The 16,485-nt window shown below is 56.1% G+C and carries 10 protein-coding genes; 4 read left to right on the top strand and 6 right to left on the bottom strand.

The genetic code is table 11. The features are described 5' to 3' along the window. Positions 1–52 precede the first annotated feature (52 nt). The 4 genes from DMG62_06510 to DMG62_06495 form a co-directional block, all read right to left on the bottom strand. Positions 53–2,425: a cell division protein FtsK gene (locus DMG62_06510; GenBank protein PYY23854.1), complete on the bottom strand. Its 2,373-nt coding sequence runs from the start codon at positions 2,423–2,425 to the stop codon at positions 53–55. Positions 2,426–2,616: 191 nt separating this feature from the next. Continuing rightward, complete coding sequence (locus DMG62_06505; protein PYY23853.1) at positions 2,617–3,777, bottom strand: FAD-binding oxidoreductase; 1,161 nt, start codon at positions 3,775–3,777, stop codon at positions 2,617–2,619. Positions 3,778–3,799: 22 nt separating this feature from the next. Beyond that, positions 3,800–4,675, bottom strand: coding sequence for a UDP-diphosphatase (locus tag DMG62_06500; GenBank protein ID PYY23852.1), 876 nt, complete (start codon positions 4,673–4,675; stop codon positions 3,800–3,802). A gap of 24 nt (positions 4,676–4,699) precedes the next feature. Further along, positions 4,700–5,644 carry a hypothetical protein gene (locus DMG62_06495; GenBank protein PYY23851.1) on the bottom strand — a complete coding sequence of 315 codons (945 nt, stop codon included), beginning with the start codon at positions 5,642–5,644 and terminating at the stop codon, positions 4,700–4,702. Between the two features lie 122 nt (positions 5,645–5,766). Here DMG62_06495 and DMG62_06490 point away from each other — a divergent pair, with 122 nt between their 5' ends. Continuing rightward, positions 5,767–7,140 carry a peptidase M20 gene (locus tag DMG62_06490; GenBank protein ID PYY23868.1) on the top strand — a complete coding sequence of 458 codons (1,374 nt, stop codon included), beginning with the start codon at positions 5,767–5,769 and terminating at the stop codon, positions 7,138–7,140. A gap of 118 nt (positions 7,141–7,258) precedes the next feature. Here the strand turns inward: DMG62_06490 and DMG62_06485 are convergent, their stop codons facing one another. Beyond that, a complete protein-coding gene (locus DMG62_06485; protein PYY23850.1) occupies positions 7,259–9,739 on the bottom strand; it encodes a hypothetical protein in 2,481 nt (826 codons plus the stop codon). A gap of 408 nt (positions 9,740–10,147) precedes the next feature. After that, entirely contained in the window at positions 10,148–11,119 is a 972-nt protein-coding gene (locus DMG62_06480) for a hypothetical protein (GenBank protein PYY23849.1), read from the bottom strand. A 183-nt stretch (positions 11,120–11,302) separates the two neighbouring features. Here DMG62_06480 and DMG62_06475 point away from each other — a divergent pair, with 183 nt between their 5' ends. From DMG62_06475 to DMG62_06465, 3 genes are all read left to right on the top strand, one after another. After that, positions 11,303–14,323, top strand: a complete 3,021-nt coding sequence (locus DMG62_06475; GenBank protein ID PYY23848.1) for a hypothetical protein — start codon at positions 11,303–11,305, stop codon at positions 14,321–14,323. 244 nt (positions 14,324–14,567) lie between these two features. Continuing rightward, positions 14,568–15,476 carry a pyrroline-5-carboxylate reductase gene (gene proC, locus DMG62_06470; protein PYY23847.1) on the top strand — a complete coding sequence of 303 codons (909 nt, stop codon included), beginning with the start codon at positions 14,568–14,570 and terminating at the stop codon, positions 15,474–15,476. 280 nt (positions 15,477–15,756) lie between these two features. Further along, a complete protein-coding gene (locus DMG62_06465; GenBank protein ID PYY23846.1) occupies positions 15,757–16,410 on the top strand; it encodes a hypothetical protein in 654 nt (217 codons plus the stop codon). The last annotated feature ends 75 nt before the right edge of the window (positions 16,411–16,485 follow it).

The following is a 16,485-nucleotide window of genomic DNA, read 5'->3' as shown; positions in this document are numbered from 1 at the left end:
CAATGACTCGCTCCAGCGGTTCGCGTTGCAAATCGGCCCTTGGCTGCGGATTCTATCGCATGGCCTGTTCGACCTCGTCAATCCAATCTGGACGCTTCAACACTTCGCGAGGTTTCGGACCATCCGCGGCGCCGACGATACCATCGCGTTCCATGAGGTCGATCAGGTGCGCTGCGCGCCCGTAGCCAATCCGTAGACGACGTTGCAGCAGCGAAGTGGAGGCCTTTCCAAAGTCGAGTACTAGACGCACTGCATCTTCGAAGAGTTCGTCGTGCTCATCTTCGCCGTCGCCGGCCCCTCCTTGGACGCTGTTGCCTTCCTCTTTCGGAGTTTCGAGGAATTTTTTCTCGTATTCTGCTTCGCCTTGCGAGCGCCAGAATTCGACGACTTGGGCGATTTCCTTCTCTGTTACGAGAGGAGCGTGAACGCGCTGCACGCGAGCGGAACCTGGAGCCAGGAAGAGCATATCGCCGCGTCCGAGTAATGACTCCGCTCCGTTCGCGTCGAGAATCGTGCGCGAATCAACCTTCGTTGCAACGCGGAACGAAATCCGGCTGGGCACGTTGGCTTTGATGAGGCCGGTGATTACGTCGACTGAAGGCCGCTGGGTCGCGAGAATTAAATGGATCCCAACAGCGCGCGCCATTTGTGCGAGTCGCGTAATCGATTCTTCAACGTTCTTCCCGTCGAGCATCATCAGGTCGGCGAGTTCGTCGAGGATGATGACGATGTATGGAAGCGGCTTGTGCTCGCTGTCCTCGTCAAACAGACTAGGCGTGTCTTCTGCAAAGAGCTTGTTGTACTGATCGATGTTGCGGACGCTCTTCTCGGCCAGCAACTTCAGGCGACGCTCCATCTCACGCACGGCGTTGCGCAGCGCGACGGCAGCAAGCTTCGGCTCAGTAATGATCGGCGTGTAAAGATGTGGAACGCCATCGTAGTTTCCGAGTTCGACTCGCTTGGGATCCACGAGAATCAGACGCACCTGATCGGGAGTGGCCTTGAACAGCAGTGACATGATCATCGCGTTGATCGCTACTGACTTACCTGACCCGGTTGAGCCGGCGATCAATAAATGGGGCATGGTCGCAAGATCGGCGGTTATTATTCGGCCGTTGATGTCCTTGCCCAAAGCTAGCGTCAGTCGCGAGCGCGCATCAGCGAAGCTTTGCGACTCAACGATTTCGCGAAGGTAGATCGTCTCCCGCTCGACGTTCGGCACCTGAATGCCGACCGTGCTCTTGCCGGCCATGCGCTCAATCAGGATGCTTTCCGCCTTCATGGCAAGGCATAGGTCTTCGGAAAGGCTGGTGATGCGGCTGTACTTGATTCCCGCTTCGGGCTTCATCTCGAAAGTCGTAACTACCGGGCCGGGGTTGATGTGCGTAATGGTGCCATGAACATCGAACTCCGCACACTTCTCCACCAGAATCTGCGCCTGCTCTTTGAGCTCGGCTTCGTCGATGGCGTACTGCTCATCTGGGCGCTTCAACATCGCACTTGGAGGAAGTTGGAAGGTTCCGTGAGTCTTGGGTAACACCGTCTTTCGCTTTGTGTCTGAATCTGCGCGCCTGCCAACTTCAATTTCCCGATCTTCAGCAGTGCGCTCGTCTAGCTCCGGTTCGCCTTCCTTTTCGACAGCGGAAAGCGATTCAGCCATTTGCTCCAAGCCAGTCTTTACTGGACGGGCTGATTCGTACCGATCCGAAACCTGGGCCGCCGGGGGTACTTTCTTCGCCGGAAGCAATTGACTTGTGACCATGGGCCGGTTGGCCTTGCGCCTCTCCAGCTCTTTCTGAGCTCTCAATTTGACACGCTCAGCGCGCCAATCCTGCAGGCGCTGCCATGCTGCTGTTACAAAGGTGAAGCGTGTCTCCAGCCAGTAGTGAAGTTCAGTAAATGAAAACGTGGTGCAAAGGTAGAGCGCCGCAGAGATCACGCTGAGAGCGACAATGTACGCTCCAGGCAGGTTGAAGTAATGGATTAAAAAGTCGGCGAGAAGCTTTCCAGATACGCCTTCAATCGCTAGCGCATGCATCCAGCGAAGATGTCCCGGCAGCAATCCCATGAAGGCCGGAATGAACAGCAAAAGAGTCAAAGCTCCAAGCAGCTTCTCGATTGGCGAATGGATGTGCCGCGAGCGAAACCAGCGCAGTCCGAGCATTCCCAGCATCACGGGAAGGGCAAAGACTGCAATGCCAAGGGCTTGCAAGGACAAATCGGCGATGACTGCACCGACGCGGCCGATCCAGTTGTGAGTTGGGCTGCCTTCGGACACCGAGGCGGTGTTCAGCGAGGGATCAAAGGGTGAGTAGGATGCGAAGGCAAGGAAAAGCAGCAGCGCCGCCGCGATCATCGAGAAGCCGATCAACTCGTTGAAACGACGGTTCTTAGTAGGCGTAAACGGCCGGTGTAGAGCGTTCATTGGGGCCTTCGGACCGGAGGGAGACAATACCCTCGGACGAGTCGCGGAGCGGCCAGAGCAGGATGATTATCTCAGATTCTTGGTGAAATACCACTAATTCGTATGGTTCACACGACGAGGCGAACACGAAGGGCGCGAAGGCCAAAGAAGAGCTCACGGAGACGGTTTCAAGTTTTACTTTAGGCCAAGGGTTAGAGCAGGGCTGTTTCGTGCAACAGTTTTCCTGTTCTGAACCGTGCCGGGCTGAGGACGCCTACGTTGTCCACAACCTTCGTCGTTCCCGACATGATCAAGTCCGCAACGATCTTGCCCGTTGCAGGTGCATGCATCACTCCGTGCCCGCTGAAGCCACTAGCAGCGTGGAAGCCTGGCAGTTCCTCAAACTCTCCAATGATGCCGTGATGGTCCGGTGACATCTCGTACAAACCGGCCCAGGCGCGTTTTGGATTCACCGCCAGATTCTCGAAGCATGGCACACGATCGGCTGCTCGGATCAACACTTTCTCGATGAACTCGGGATGAAAGTCGAACTTGTATCCGGGAGTCTCTTCGGGATCGTTCCATGCGAGCAGGAATCCACGACCTTCTGGCCGAAAATGAAAGCCATTGGTCATGTCAATCACCATGGGGATCTCGTGTGATACCTCCTCAAACGGCTCGGTGGGAATTAGCATTCGACGCAGCGGTTTTACGGGAAGATCGACTCCGGCCATCGCAGCCACGTCGGCTGCCCACGGCCCCGCGGCATTTACAACGGCTGGCGCATGAACTTCGCCGCGCGTCGTGGCCACACCTGCAACACGCCCGTTCTCTTTTAGAATTTCTGTGACCTCAATTGATTTCCAAAGAGTCGCGCCATTGTCCATGGCACGCTTGATGAAGCCAACCATCGAGCTGTATGGATCAACGAATCCGTCGGTCGGGCAAAAGCTTCCGCCGAGGATATCGTCGGAGCGGAGTTGGGGAACCATTTCGACGATCTCCGCCTTGGCTAGCATGCGAACGTTTTTAAGCCCGAGTGACTTCTGCAGCTTCTGATTGGTCTGGAGATACTCTAGATGTGCAGGCTTTGTGGCAACGAACAAATAACCCTGTGGTCTGTATCCAGCAGGATGCGCGAGGCGCTCGTCGAAGGCGGCATAGAAAGGAATCGAGTACAGCGACATCTGGATGTTTACCGGAGTGGTGAACTGGGCTCGAACGCCGCCCATACTCTTGCCGGTTGAACCTTTGCCTTGGTGGGTTTCGCGCTCGAGGACCAGCACGTTGCGGCATCCTGCATCAGTCAGATGGTAGGCGATGCTCGAACCGACGATGCCCCCGCCGATGATGACGACCTCTGCGGTCCGCAATGCTCCCTCCCCGGACTCGAGCTTATCCCGCGTGGAAGTGCTTCAGGGCAAGCACGATCACCACGATTCCTAGCAGCACGCGATATACGACGAAGAAATTAAGCGAGTGAGTCCGAAGAAATCGAAGAAAGAAAGCAATTACACCCATTCCCAAAATAGCTGATAAAAATATTCCGATCAGAAACGGCTGTTTCATTCCGGGCGGAAGCCCACCAGCTTTCATGACAGCGTGTGCTTTGAGCAGCACGGCGCCCGCCGTGATTGGTGCGAGCAGCAGGAAACTAAATCGCGCTGCGGCTTCACGATTCAGACCGCGGACGAGTCCTGCTGTGATCGTCGAACCTGAGCGCGAAACGCCTGGAATGAGTGCGAATGCCTGCGCGATGCCGATGAGGATCGCATCAATCGCATTAATTCCCGTGATAGTCCTGCGCTGCGCACCGAATTTCTCGGACAGCCACATCAACACGCCGACAACTACAAGCGTTGATCCAATCAGCAGATAACTGTCACGAAACTTGAGCTCAGCATATTTGTCGAGCAGCTTGCCCGCGATGGCACCAGGCATTGTCGCCAGAACGATCCACCAAAGCAGCATGCGGTCGCGGCCGCTCTCGACATCGTCGAGGTTGCCGAGTCCTGCGCTGTTGCCGGACAGGGGCGGTCGTCCTCCAAATCCAGCGACGATCAAATTGATCCATGTAGGGAAGAAGTAGACCAGCACCGCCAGTAACGTCCCGGCATGAAGTGCGACGTCGAACGTGAGGTCCATCGCAGGATCGAGTTCGCTCCAGCCGAAGAACCAGCGGGTGAGAATCAGATGCGCTGAGCTGGAAATCGGTAAGAATTCTCCGAATGCCTGTACGACTGCGAGCACAACAGCCTGGTAAACGGGCAATGAACGTCCTTTCGCTTATGTGAATCAGTCGCTGGTGTTGCCGTAAGTGGGTATCTTCTGCTGTAGAAGATATAGCAGACGCTGTGCGCGATAGGCGAAGTCCGAATTCGCATACTGCTGTGGGATTCTCTGTGCCAGTTGGATGGCGTGCGCGCGGCTCTCCTCAGCCTTCTTTTGGTCCTGGCGCTCGCGATAGATTTCGATCAGCGCAGACTGTCTCCAAGCAGCGTTGTAGAGGGCCTCAGCGGCTTTTGCCGATTGCGGATGGTCAGCGACATATTTCTCGTACAAAGAGGTTTCCTTCTCGGGACATTTCGGATCGCCTTGCCAATCGCCGCAAAGCTTGTTGTCGATCAGATCGTATGCCGCCAAATCGGCCCACTTTGTGCCTGGATACTTCTTAATCACCTTGCGCATCTGCTCTTCGTCCATCTGATGGCGCATGTACGGATCTTTCTCCTGCGCGGAGGGACGTCGCCTCATGTCTTCTACATCGAGCTGCCAGGCAATATCGGCCGAGCGATACGCGGCTTCGCCAGCAAGCGGCGAGTTCGGAAAGTACTCAGCGACACGGTAGTAGAGACGGAGCGCATCTTTATCGGCGCCTCTACGACCACCGCGACGGCTCGCTTCTACCTCTGAATCGACCGCCTCGCCATACAGGATCTGGTCGCCGTTCGGTGTGGTTTTGCGAACCAGGCCTTTATCAAGAGTCCATCCCGAAACCTCGCGCTCGCCTCCGAGCGAAGCCAGCACGTGCAGCCATTGTTGGCCGCTGTGCTCGAGGACTGCGACTTCGCGTCCGCGCTCGATAGCTCCTAGCTTTTGACTGTTTGTGTCCGGATTGACGTAAAGATTGCCCTCGCGGACGCTTACGGCGCGCTCAGTGTTTTCATCAGCGTGGGCGGTGGGAAGAACGTAAAAAGTTACCAGAAGAGCACAAATCAGGACTCTGCTCATGCTGAACATTTTAGCGGCACACGAGTGGGTACTCACATCGGCAACCCTCGCTCAGGTTTGGCGATTGGGCTGAAGAGGTGTTCTACAAGACAGTTTGCTATCATTCGTCGGTGAAATTCGATCGTCTCTTCATGTTTGTTCTTCTGGTTGCAAATCCTGCTCTTCAAGCTCAAAACCTCAATCCAACCGAAACGAAGATCCTCCAGGCAATCGAGGCCGAAAAGCAGCAGCCCGTCGATCTGTTGCGCCAACTAGTCGAGATCAATAGCGGCACCAAAAATCTTGAGGGTGTGCGTGCCGTAGGAAAGGTCCTGAAGTCGCAGTTTGAGTCGCTCGGCTTCAAAGTCGGCTGGGTTCCGATGGACGAGGTGCAACGTGCGGGAACCCTGATGGCAGAGCATCCGTGTCCTGATCCGGGAAAGTGCGGCAAACGTGTACTGCTCATTGGGCATATGGACACAGTGTTTGAAAAGGACAGCCCCTTCCAGCACTTCACCATGCAGGGGACGAGCCGCGATCCGGATACGTCGGGTGAAGCCGATTCCGAGAAGAAGACGGGCAATTGGGCTTCAGGGCCTGGGACCGACGATATGAAGGGTGGTCTTGTCGTAATGCTCACTGCGCTCAAGGCGCTCAGAGCATCAGGGGCGCTGGATCGTGCAGACATCAAAGTGGTGCTCAGTGGAGATGAAGAAGCTGCCGGTCATCCGATTGAGATGGCTCGCCGTGACATGATCCAGGCTGCCAAGAAGAGCGATGCCGGGCTGGAGTTTGAGAACACTGCTCGCCGAAACGGAATCTACTACGGCAGCACCAGTCGACGTGGCAGCATGACTTGGCGCCTTACAGCGAGCGGTGAAACCGGGCACTCAGCCGGTGTCTTCGGTGCCAATATGGGATTCGGTGCGATCTATGAGCTTACGCGCATCCTTGACGCATTTCGCACACAGCTTCGCGAAGACTATCTCACGTATAACGTTGGCTTGGTTCTCGGCGGCACAACCGCGCAGATCAACCCCCAGGAAACAGGTGGACAGGCCACCGGCAAGCCGAATATCGTGGCGCCAACGGCGATTGCCATCGGCGATCTGCGCTGTCTCTCGAACGAGCAGGTCCAGCGGGTGCAGGAAAAAATGCGCGCGATCGTTGCGCAGCACTTGGCGAAGGCCGACGCGAAGATCGACTTCTACGAAGCGTATCCGCCGCAAGCTCCGAATGAAGGCAATCGGGCATTGCTGAAGCTGCTGAACCAGGTGAACCACTCGTTAGGTCAGCCCGATATGCCGGAACTCGATCCGATGAAGCGCGGTGCTGGTGACAGCGCTTTCATTGCCCAGTACATTCCGACGCTGGCAGGCGTTGGGTCTTCAGGATCGGGTGATCACTCTGCGGCTGAGAAGATTGATCTGACCTCGATTCCGATCAATTCGAAGCGAGCCGCGCTGTTGGTTTATAGGTTATCGCAGTTGCCGACAGAGGGAAGGTTGGTGGATCTGTTGAAGTGAGTGTTACCGCCTCTCACCATTCCATACTGTCCCTGAGGCGCAGTGTTCGCAAAGGACCACCATCGGCTTCCGCCGCCGGTAGTGACGTGAAGGGCTCGATCACCCGATCACCCGATCTTCACTCTTCTCGCAGCGCCACGATCGGATCCACTCGCATAGCGCGCATTGCAGGCACATATCCGGCGGCAAGGGCCACCCCGAGCAAAACGACAGGTACGCACGCAAAGACAATTGGATCGAAAGCCGAGATTCCGTAGAGCTGGGAGCGCAGCACCGGTCCTACGGCAAGAGCAGCAACCAATCCAATTGCAACTCCCATTCCAGCGAGGCGTGCACCGCGTCCGAGGACGAGTTTCAGAACGTCATTAGGCCGAGCGCCCAAGGCCATACGAATGCCCAGCTCGCGCGTTCGTTGGGCTACCCAGTAGGCGATTACGCCGTACACTCCGATCGACGCAAGCACCAGGGCCAGCATCGAGAATGCGCCGATCAACTCGGCAGAGAACCGCCGCGCGGTAAGCGAAGCACTCACGAGGTTCGACATCGGCTGAATTCCGAAAATGGGAAGGTCCTTATCCACGGCCTCTATCTCCCGTCTGATTTGTTCGCCTACTGACGACATCCGCGTTTCCTCGTCCCTGGCTCCGCCGGCCTTTACACGCGCAACTACGCCCAACGATCGTGCTCCGGTCTGATAGAGGGAGAAGTACACGTGAGGGCTTGGGGGCGAATCGAGGGCGGTCTGTTTCACGTCGGCAACTATTCCGACGATCGTGAACCAGCGCGGCTTTTGTCCTCCGAAAAAGCCAACCCGATGTCCCAGCGCCTCTTCATGAAGGCACAGCTGCCTGGCAGCAGACTGGTCAAGAATAGCAACAGGTTCGCTCTTGAAATCGTCGCTCTCTGAAAATGTGCGTCCGCTCAGTAGAGGCGTTTTCAGCACATTGAAATAATTTGGACTTACCACGATCAGCGGCAAGTCGGGAGCGCTGCGTGGATCGCTAGTGCGGCCTTCGATTCCCAGTTTCGCAACGAATTGATCTGCAGTGAGTGGAAGAGATCCCGTAAGTCCGGCCTGCTCGATACCCGAAATGCTGTTAAGACGCTGTAACACTTCACGATTAAAAACCTGTCGCCTTTCAGGATTGCGATACGGATCGAGTTCCGGATGGTTCGGCACGGGCAACCACACACGCGCGATCTCGACGTGCGCGGGATCGAATCCGGCATCGATGTTTGTCAGCTGCCACAGTGTTCTCGCGAGCAGTGCAGCTCCGGCAAGGAGCACGAGAGACATCCCGATCTCAGCGACAACCAGACCTTCGCGCATGCGGTTCTGACGATGACTGCTGCTGCCTCCACGCGAGCTTCCACCCAGGCTACTCACCAGTTCCGGCGACGAACTTTGCCAAGCCGGCGCAAGACCAAATAAAATCGACGTTAACAACGCCAGCGCAAGAACGAAGGCCAGTACGTGAATGTTGAGCGTGACTTCATGAATCCGAGGTAGCTTCGACGCGGCGATGATGACCATGCCGCGCAACATCGCCCAGCCAATGACAACTGCTACAACGGTAGCGATGCTGGACAGGACAAACGATTCAGTAAGCAACTGCGCAATGAGGTCGCGACGACTGGCGCCCAATGCCAAACGCACACCGATTTCGCGTTCGCGTGCTGACGCCCGGGAAAGCAAGAGGTTGGCTACATTGATGCAGCCAATCAGCAAAATAGCTGCGACGGCGGCGAGGAGAATCCACAGCAGCGAGCGGGTCTTTCCCACTACAACTTCGTCCATCGGGGTGAGATTCATGGTCCAACCCGATGCTGCCGGATAAACTGCTGGATTTTCCCGGCGAAGCTGCGAAACCAGAGCATTGAGCCGTATCTGAGCCTGCGCAACCGTGATTCCCGCTTTGAGCCTGCCGATCGATCCCGGAATGAAACGTTGCTCGCGCTGCGGTGGATGCGGAAATGGATCCGCCTTGTATCCGGCAGTGCCCCAGACGTCAACGTCGGTGGCGCGGGTTCTTCCGGGATGACGAAACGCCGACGGCATTACGCCAACGATGGTGTACGCGTCGGTATCGAGGTAAATTCGGCGGCCAAGCACATTGCGATCTCCGCCGAACAATCGGTGCCAGGCTGCGTCGCTGATCAGGCAGGCTTCGGCGAAGCCGAGGGCTTCGTCTTCCGGACCAAAGATACGTCCAAGCTGCGGAGCAACACCAAGGATCGAAAAATAGCTTGGACTGGCAGCCACCAACTCGATTCTCTCGGGATGATCTCCGCCGGTGAGATTCGCGCTGACAGGCCACACTGCGGAAACCTGATCGAAGATGCCGGCTCGTTCGCGCAGGTCATCAAGCTCGAGTGGATTGAAGCCGATGTCGGCACCACCTGCGACCGGCTCATCGGCCGAAATAGAAACGAGCTGGGACGGATTGCGATAGGCGAGGGGTCTGAGGAGTACCGCGTCCACCAATGTGAAAACTGCCGTGGTTGCTCCGATGCCTAGCGCCAATGTAGTAGTAGCAATGAGCGTGAAGCTTGGATTTTTGCGCAGCAGACGCGTGGCAAACTTCAGATGTTGGAGCACGGCGGCCCTCCGTGTTGAGGTAAGACGTGCTAGGCATTATTAGGTAATCAGTTGTCCGAAGCATAGTGAACACGTAGATGCAGGGCTGTTATGCCAGTGCCGAAAAGGACCGAAAGAATCAGAGCCTAACCGCATATGCCAAGGGTCAGCAGCGGCCAAATTCCCGATTTGAAGTTTAAGTCTCGCGGTTCCCAATGTCATTTTGAAATCTAGCTGTTACCGTTCGGCCCAACCGCGCCGGAGGCGCTAAATGTGAAAGCCCAGCATGAAATGCTGGGCGAGTTAAGTCGGATCTGGAGTCCCGGAGGGACGGCACAATGGCCTGACCATCACAAAATGAATGTCGGCCCTTCGGGCCTGATATGTCGTGTTGCGGCAGTCTGCGGCTTGAGGATCCTGGTGATTGTGTTACGAGGCCCTGCCCGCTGCTGCGACCTCCTGCGGGATTAGGTAGCGGATGAAGATCACCTCGTTGTGCTTGTCGTTAAAGATCAACTCATCGGCTGCAGCTTTCGTCATGAGAATTCCAAACCCGCCAGGGCGAATCCCCTTCTTCTCGCGGATCTCCATATGTGCAACCGGATGGTTGGAAGAATGGGCAATCGCAGCATGCTCCAAATTTTGAAAACTAAAGCCTTGGCCTGGATCGGCGATGCGATACATGAGCATGCGGGGAGTTCGTACGTAGGCGATGCGAACTTTCCGATTTGGGTCGAGCTTACCTCCCCATTCCACCGCATTCTTCAGAAGCTCGCCAAAGGCTTGAGCCACCTCCCCGCGGAGCTCTTCCGAAAGTCCAACTTCGAGTCGGAGTATGAATCCCTCAATCCGCTCCGCGGTACCGCGAGTGCAGGGCGCAAGCAGCTCCACCCAGTGCGGCTGAGCGCAGATCACTTCGATCGGTGGCTCCATCTCCTTGTGTAGCGCGCGCTGCGCTCGCTCGATGATGTCGTGCGGGGGAAAAGGTTTGGCGACATAGTCGTAGGCTTGTTCGCGCACCGCCCGAAGTAAGGTCTCCGGAGTGTCGTCGGAGGTCATGATGATGATTCGAGGTTTGTTGTCCTCAGTGCGGAGATGCGCAAGAACTTCAAGGCCGCTCATGCGCGGCATCCAGATGTCGAGAATGGCGAGGTCAAAAGGCTCTCGCTGCAGCGCTTCCAGTGCATCGGCACCATTGTCAAAGCTGGTGACCTCATAGCCGCAGCTCTTCAACAGCTTGGTGATCGCATGACGCAATGCATTGTCATCGTCCGCGACAACAACACGCGCTGGTTCCTGGGAATCCGGACTCATTTGTGGGCTCCTGCGAAACCGTGGTTGCCGATGGTAACGAGTGGAGATGGGCCGGTCAAATGAAAGTTTCTGGTAGAGGCGTCGCATGCTGCGTCTCGCAGGCTCCAGATGGCGTCGGCTCCCATGATTACTTTCATCCCGAAGCGAGCGATCTGCTTTTTCGGCGTCCTACAGAACAGCAGATTCCTCGTGCAAACCCGCGCGTTTTGGAATGACAGTAATGGAAAATCCCGCCAATGAAGGCGGCAGCGTGGAGACGGCCGCCGCAGCATGCTGCGTCTTTTCCGGTCGGTGCTAAACTTTCGGCTTACTTTGCCACAGGCCATACTTCAGGAGTCTTACGTGATGACTCAGGGGCCCAATACGAATCCGCTGTCCGGCGTTCAGGAATTTCAAGATTTCCTTAACCTTTCCGTCGATCTATTCTGCATTGCGGGGTTTGATGGTTATCTGAAATGGATCAACTGCGCGTGGGAGGAAATGCTTGGCTACTCGCGGGAGGAGTTGCTCTCCAAACCATACATCAGCTTTCTTCATCCGGACGATGTGCCAAGCACCAGCGCAGCCGCTCTAAGAGTAGCGACCACCGGAGCAAATCTGATGAACTTCGCCAACCGGTACCGTTCCGTTAATGGCGAATATCACTGGATCTACTGGACGGTCATTACTTCTACCGAAAAGCGGCTGATCTACTGTGTAGGTCGAGATTTAACGGAAGAGAAGCAGCAGGAAGCGCGTTTGGCTGCGCAGTACGCCGTCACGCGCGTCATGGCGAACGCTACTCCATTAGTCTCCGCAGGCATCGACATGCTGCATGCTGTTGGTCAGAACCTGGATTGGGACACAGGCTCAATCTGGACGCTTCTCAAGCAAGACGCCGTGCTTCGCTGCACGGACTTCTGGAGCCGGGACATCCTCGACGCGAAAGAGTTCGAAGCTCGAACCAGGGAGCTGCGTTGTCCCAAAGCGGTGGGACTTCCTGGCCGGGTCTGGGAAAGTGGAGAGCCAGCCTGGATCGATGACGTTGCACTCGATTGGAACTTTCCGCGTGGGAAATCTGCTACCGCCGCCGGATTACACAGCGGTTTTGCTTTCCCTGTGAAGGTAGAAGGCGAAGTCATCGGTGTTCTCGAATTCTTCACACGATCGCTTTTCAAACGCGACGACAAGCTGCTCGAGATGATGAGCACGGTGGGAAGCGAGATTGGGCATTTCCTGCAGCGTCGTCGAGCCGAACGGGAGCTACGCGACCATGCAGAGCAACTGGAGACGGCTAAGCATCGTGCCGAGCAGGCAGACAAGGCCAAGAGCGAATTCCTCGCAAATATCAGCCATGAAATTCGGACTCCGATGAACGCCATTATCGGAATGACTGAGTTGTCGCTGGATACAAGGCTTACTCGGGAGCAACGCGATTATCTCGAAACAATTAAGAGTTCGGCGGACGCTCTGCTGCTCCTGATCAATGACTTACTCGACATTTCGAAGATCGAAGCCAAGAAGATGGTGCTCGAACAGGCGCCATTCAACTTGCGCGCCACACTCGAGAACAGTGTGCGTGTGCTGGCTCCGCGGGTTCACCAGCGAGGTCTTGAACTCACTCTACATGTCGGACGAGAGATCCCTGAAGTATTGGTGGGCGATTGCGCACGCCTGCGCCAAGTCGTATTGAACCTGATCGGCAACGCGATCAAATTTACTGATAATGGAGAAATTGCAGTCCGAGTTGAGCTGGAGTCGCAGGATGAAGACGCGATCGGCCTTCACTTCACAGTGAAAGACACCGGTATCGGAATTCCTGCGGAGAAGCAGGCATTGATCTTCGAAGCTTTTGCTCAAGCCGATAGCTCTACTACCCGCAGGTTTGGCGGTACCGGTTTGGGATTGGCCATCTGTTCCCAGCTTGTCGAACTCATGCGAGGCAAGGTGTGGGTGCATAGCAGTCCCGGAAAGGGAAGCATCTTCCACTTCACAACAAAATTTGGGCGTGCTGATGCTTCTGCGGTGGCTGGTCCGGCAAAAATGCTCAGCCGTATGTCCGTGCTGGTAGTCGATGACAATCAAACCAATCGCCGCATTCTGCAGGAGATCTTAGCCCGCTGGAACATGCGTCCTGTCACGGCGGACTCAGCGAAATCGGCGATGGCTGCAATCGAGGCTGGGCTCGCATGGAAGGATCCGTTTGCACTGGCTCTGCTCGACGGGCATATGCCTGAGATTGACGGGTTCATGCTGGCAGAACAGATCGCTCGTGATCCCCGGCTTGCTGGCATGAAGCTGATCCTGCTTACTTCTGCCGGACATTCTGAGGATGTGAAGCGGGCGCAACAGGCTGGAGTGTCGGGATATCTGGTGAAGCCGATCAAGCAGTCCGAACTCTTTGATGCGATTATCGCCTCCACATCGGAGTCGGTGAGCAGACAGCCGCGCAGAGCGAAAAGGAAGAAAGCTCCATCGACTCGTGGCCTGCGCGTACTGTTGGCGGAGGACAATCCCGTCAATCAGAAGCTTGAGAGTCGTCTGCTAGAGAAGCTCGGACACGAGGTTACGATCGTCGAGAACGGGAAATTGGCAGTCTCCGAATCGGAATCGGGGAACTTCGATCTAATCGTAATGGATGTCCAGATGCCGGAGATGGACGGATTGGAAGCTACGCGCGTGATCCGCAGTCGGGAAAATGCCGGAAGGAATCGATTGCCAATTCTTGCTCTTACCGCGCACGCAGCTGTTGAAGATTGCGAGAGGTGTCTTACTGCTGGAATGGACAGCTATGTTTCCAAACCCATTCGACTCGCCGCTTTGCAAGAAGCAATTGCGCAGGTTTTTGCGGGACAGGACCAAGATGCAATAAAGCTTCTCGCGGAGACCCAGCAAGACACAGCTTCCCTTCCGCCCGGACTCATCGACGAAAAGAAGATACTGCAAGGGCTTGCCGGAGATCGCGAGTTAATGGCCGACGTGCTTCGTCTGTTTATTGAAGACAGCGTTCGCCTGTTGCGAGAGATGCATACCGCAGTTGCGCGAACGAATCCTGAAACAATCCGGCACGTTGCACACGCGCTAAAGGGCTCGATTGCCAACTTATCCTCAGGTCCTGCCCGGGAGCTTGCGGCGGAAATGGAACAGATGGGAAAGCGCGGCGAATTAGAGAGCGCTCCCGTGAAGGCTAAGGAGCTGGAGCACGAATTGAGCCTGCTGCAGCAAGCAGCGAAGCAGCTGCTCAACGGGACTCCAGAGTCTCGACCCCAGTCGCGGAGTCAAGGCATGAAAACGGCCACAGGAGTGGCTTAGTACCTGAACATCTAACTTCGCGCTTGCAATCTCATTCCACTTCAAGCTAAAGTGAAGGTGATGTTTTTGCGGATTTCCAACCCGCCGATCCCGTGCCTGCCTCCGGCGTGTGCGCGATGGTGCGGTTGCTTGGAAGACGCCTAATAGCTAAATAAATTCGGCATCAACCAGAACCCACATCGGGAGAGCGATGTGGGTTTTTCTTTTGGTCAACGACTAGAAGACGAAGCTGGAGGAGAGATTTATGAATAGCGAAGATAAACGTGGATCGGTTGCAGTGCTTGGGGCTGGGAAGATGGGCGGAGCCATTCTGGCGGCTCTGGCGAAGACCGGAGATTCGCGATTTGCCGATATTCGTGCCACCGTGCAGCATGCCCACCGCGCTGCGACTGTGAGCAAACAGCTTGGCATGAATATCACCATCGACAACTCGGCTGCCATCCGCGATGCTGACGTAGTCCTGCTCTGTGTGAAGCCGACTTACGTCCGCAGTGTTCTGCAGCAGATTCGTTCGGAGTTGCGCGAAGACGTATTGCTGATCTCGATTGCCAGCGCGGTAACTACGCAGGCGATCGAATCCGCTCTGGGAAGGCATCTGGCGGTAGTTCGGGCGATGCCAAACACTGCGTGCCGGATCGGGAAGGGAATGACTGCGCTATGTCCTGGACGCTTTGCCGGTGGAGAGCACTTAGTCGAGGCTTCTTCGCTGTTTGGTTTGATGGGCCGCACCGCCGAGGTAGAGGAGTCGATGATGGATGCGATTACGGGACTCTCTGCCAGCGGGCCAGCATTCATTTACACGATTCTGGAAGCATTGGCGGAGGGAGGCATCCGTGTCGGCTTGCCTCGCGACCTGGCGACTACACTGGCTGCTCAGGCAACGCTGGGAGCTGCGTCGATGGTACTTGAGACCGGTCAGCATCCTGCGATTCTGAAGAGCGAGGTCACGACGCCGGGTGGATGCACAGTAGAAGGCTTGCTCGAATTGGAAACGGGTAGCATTCGCGCTACGCTGATTCGTGCGATAGATACGACGACGCGGAAGGCGAGTACGTTGGCGCGAGCGGCGCCGAATGGCGGAGCGGAGCAGGATTCGTGGGCGAAGGCGGAGTCTGCCAGCGCGATAGGCAGTGGGGATGTGCGTCGGGTGTGAGGAACGTTGTCTGACGCATTAGTGGCCTCTCTGCAGTCGAAATTGAATATGACTCGTCGGCATCCGAGACAACAGCAGATTCCTCATTCCGCTTGTACTTCATGGAGGTCGCAACACTTTTGGGGTGAGTTCGGGATGACAGTCTCTTTTTGGGCTCCGGCATCTATCGATTTGGGCTCCTAGCTGCAGTCTAAAAATCCTGACTGTAGTCTGGGTTCCTGACCATAGGCGAGTTCTGGTTGCAGTCTCACGCCTTGACCGCCTGTCTCCCAAGCAAAGTATGAGTGTGGCTACACATCTCGGTATCGATCTGGCTGAATACGATGCTCGTATTCGTACGTTCATTCCTCATTATGAGGAGATGCTGGGTGTGGCTGCGGCTGCGATTGATCCCAAGTCGAACATAATCGTCGATTTGGGAATTGGGACTGGGGCGCTCTCGGCGTGTTGCTTGCAGACTGCACTGCTGGCCAAGGTGGTTGGCATTGATGCAGACGCCGAGATTCTGAAAGCCGCGGCGCAGCGTCTGCCGGCCAGCGCAGAGTTCATCCTCGGCTCATTTCTGCGGATGGAAATCCCGAGTTGCGACGCTGTGGTGGCGTCCTTCGCCTTGCATCATGTCGAGACGCGGCGTTCGAAGGCGAAGCTCTATTCGCGGATCGCGAAGGCACTGCGAAACGGAGGGCAGATCGTGAATGTTGATTGCCAACCGGCCAGCAGTGCGACCCTGGCACGGCGTCAGCGAGAAGCATGGAAGGCTCATTTGACGAAAAGTTACTCTCCGACGGAAGCTGATGGCTACCTTGAGGCGTGGTCTCAGGAAGATGTCTACGTGCCATTGGATGAAGAAATGGAACTCATGCGGAACGCAGGGCTCGCTGTCGAGATACTATGGAGAAAAGATGCCTTCGCTGTGCTGCGGGGAAAGAGATAGAACGGAGCGCCCAGACTCCTGGTTTTCAGTAGTTGAATTTTTCAGACTAATTTCCAATCCCCTTGGCCGCGCGGG

The sequence above is a fragment of the Acidobacteriota bacterium genome, from assembly GCA_003225175.1.
Taxonomy (GTDB): domain Bacteria; phylum Acidobacteriota; class Terriglobia; order Terriglobales; family Acidobacteriaceae; genus Gp1-AA112.
Note: the sequence above shows the minus strand (reverse complement) of the source record. Positions and strands in the feature narration are given on the sequence as shown.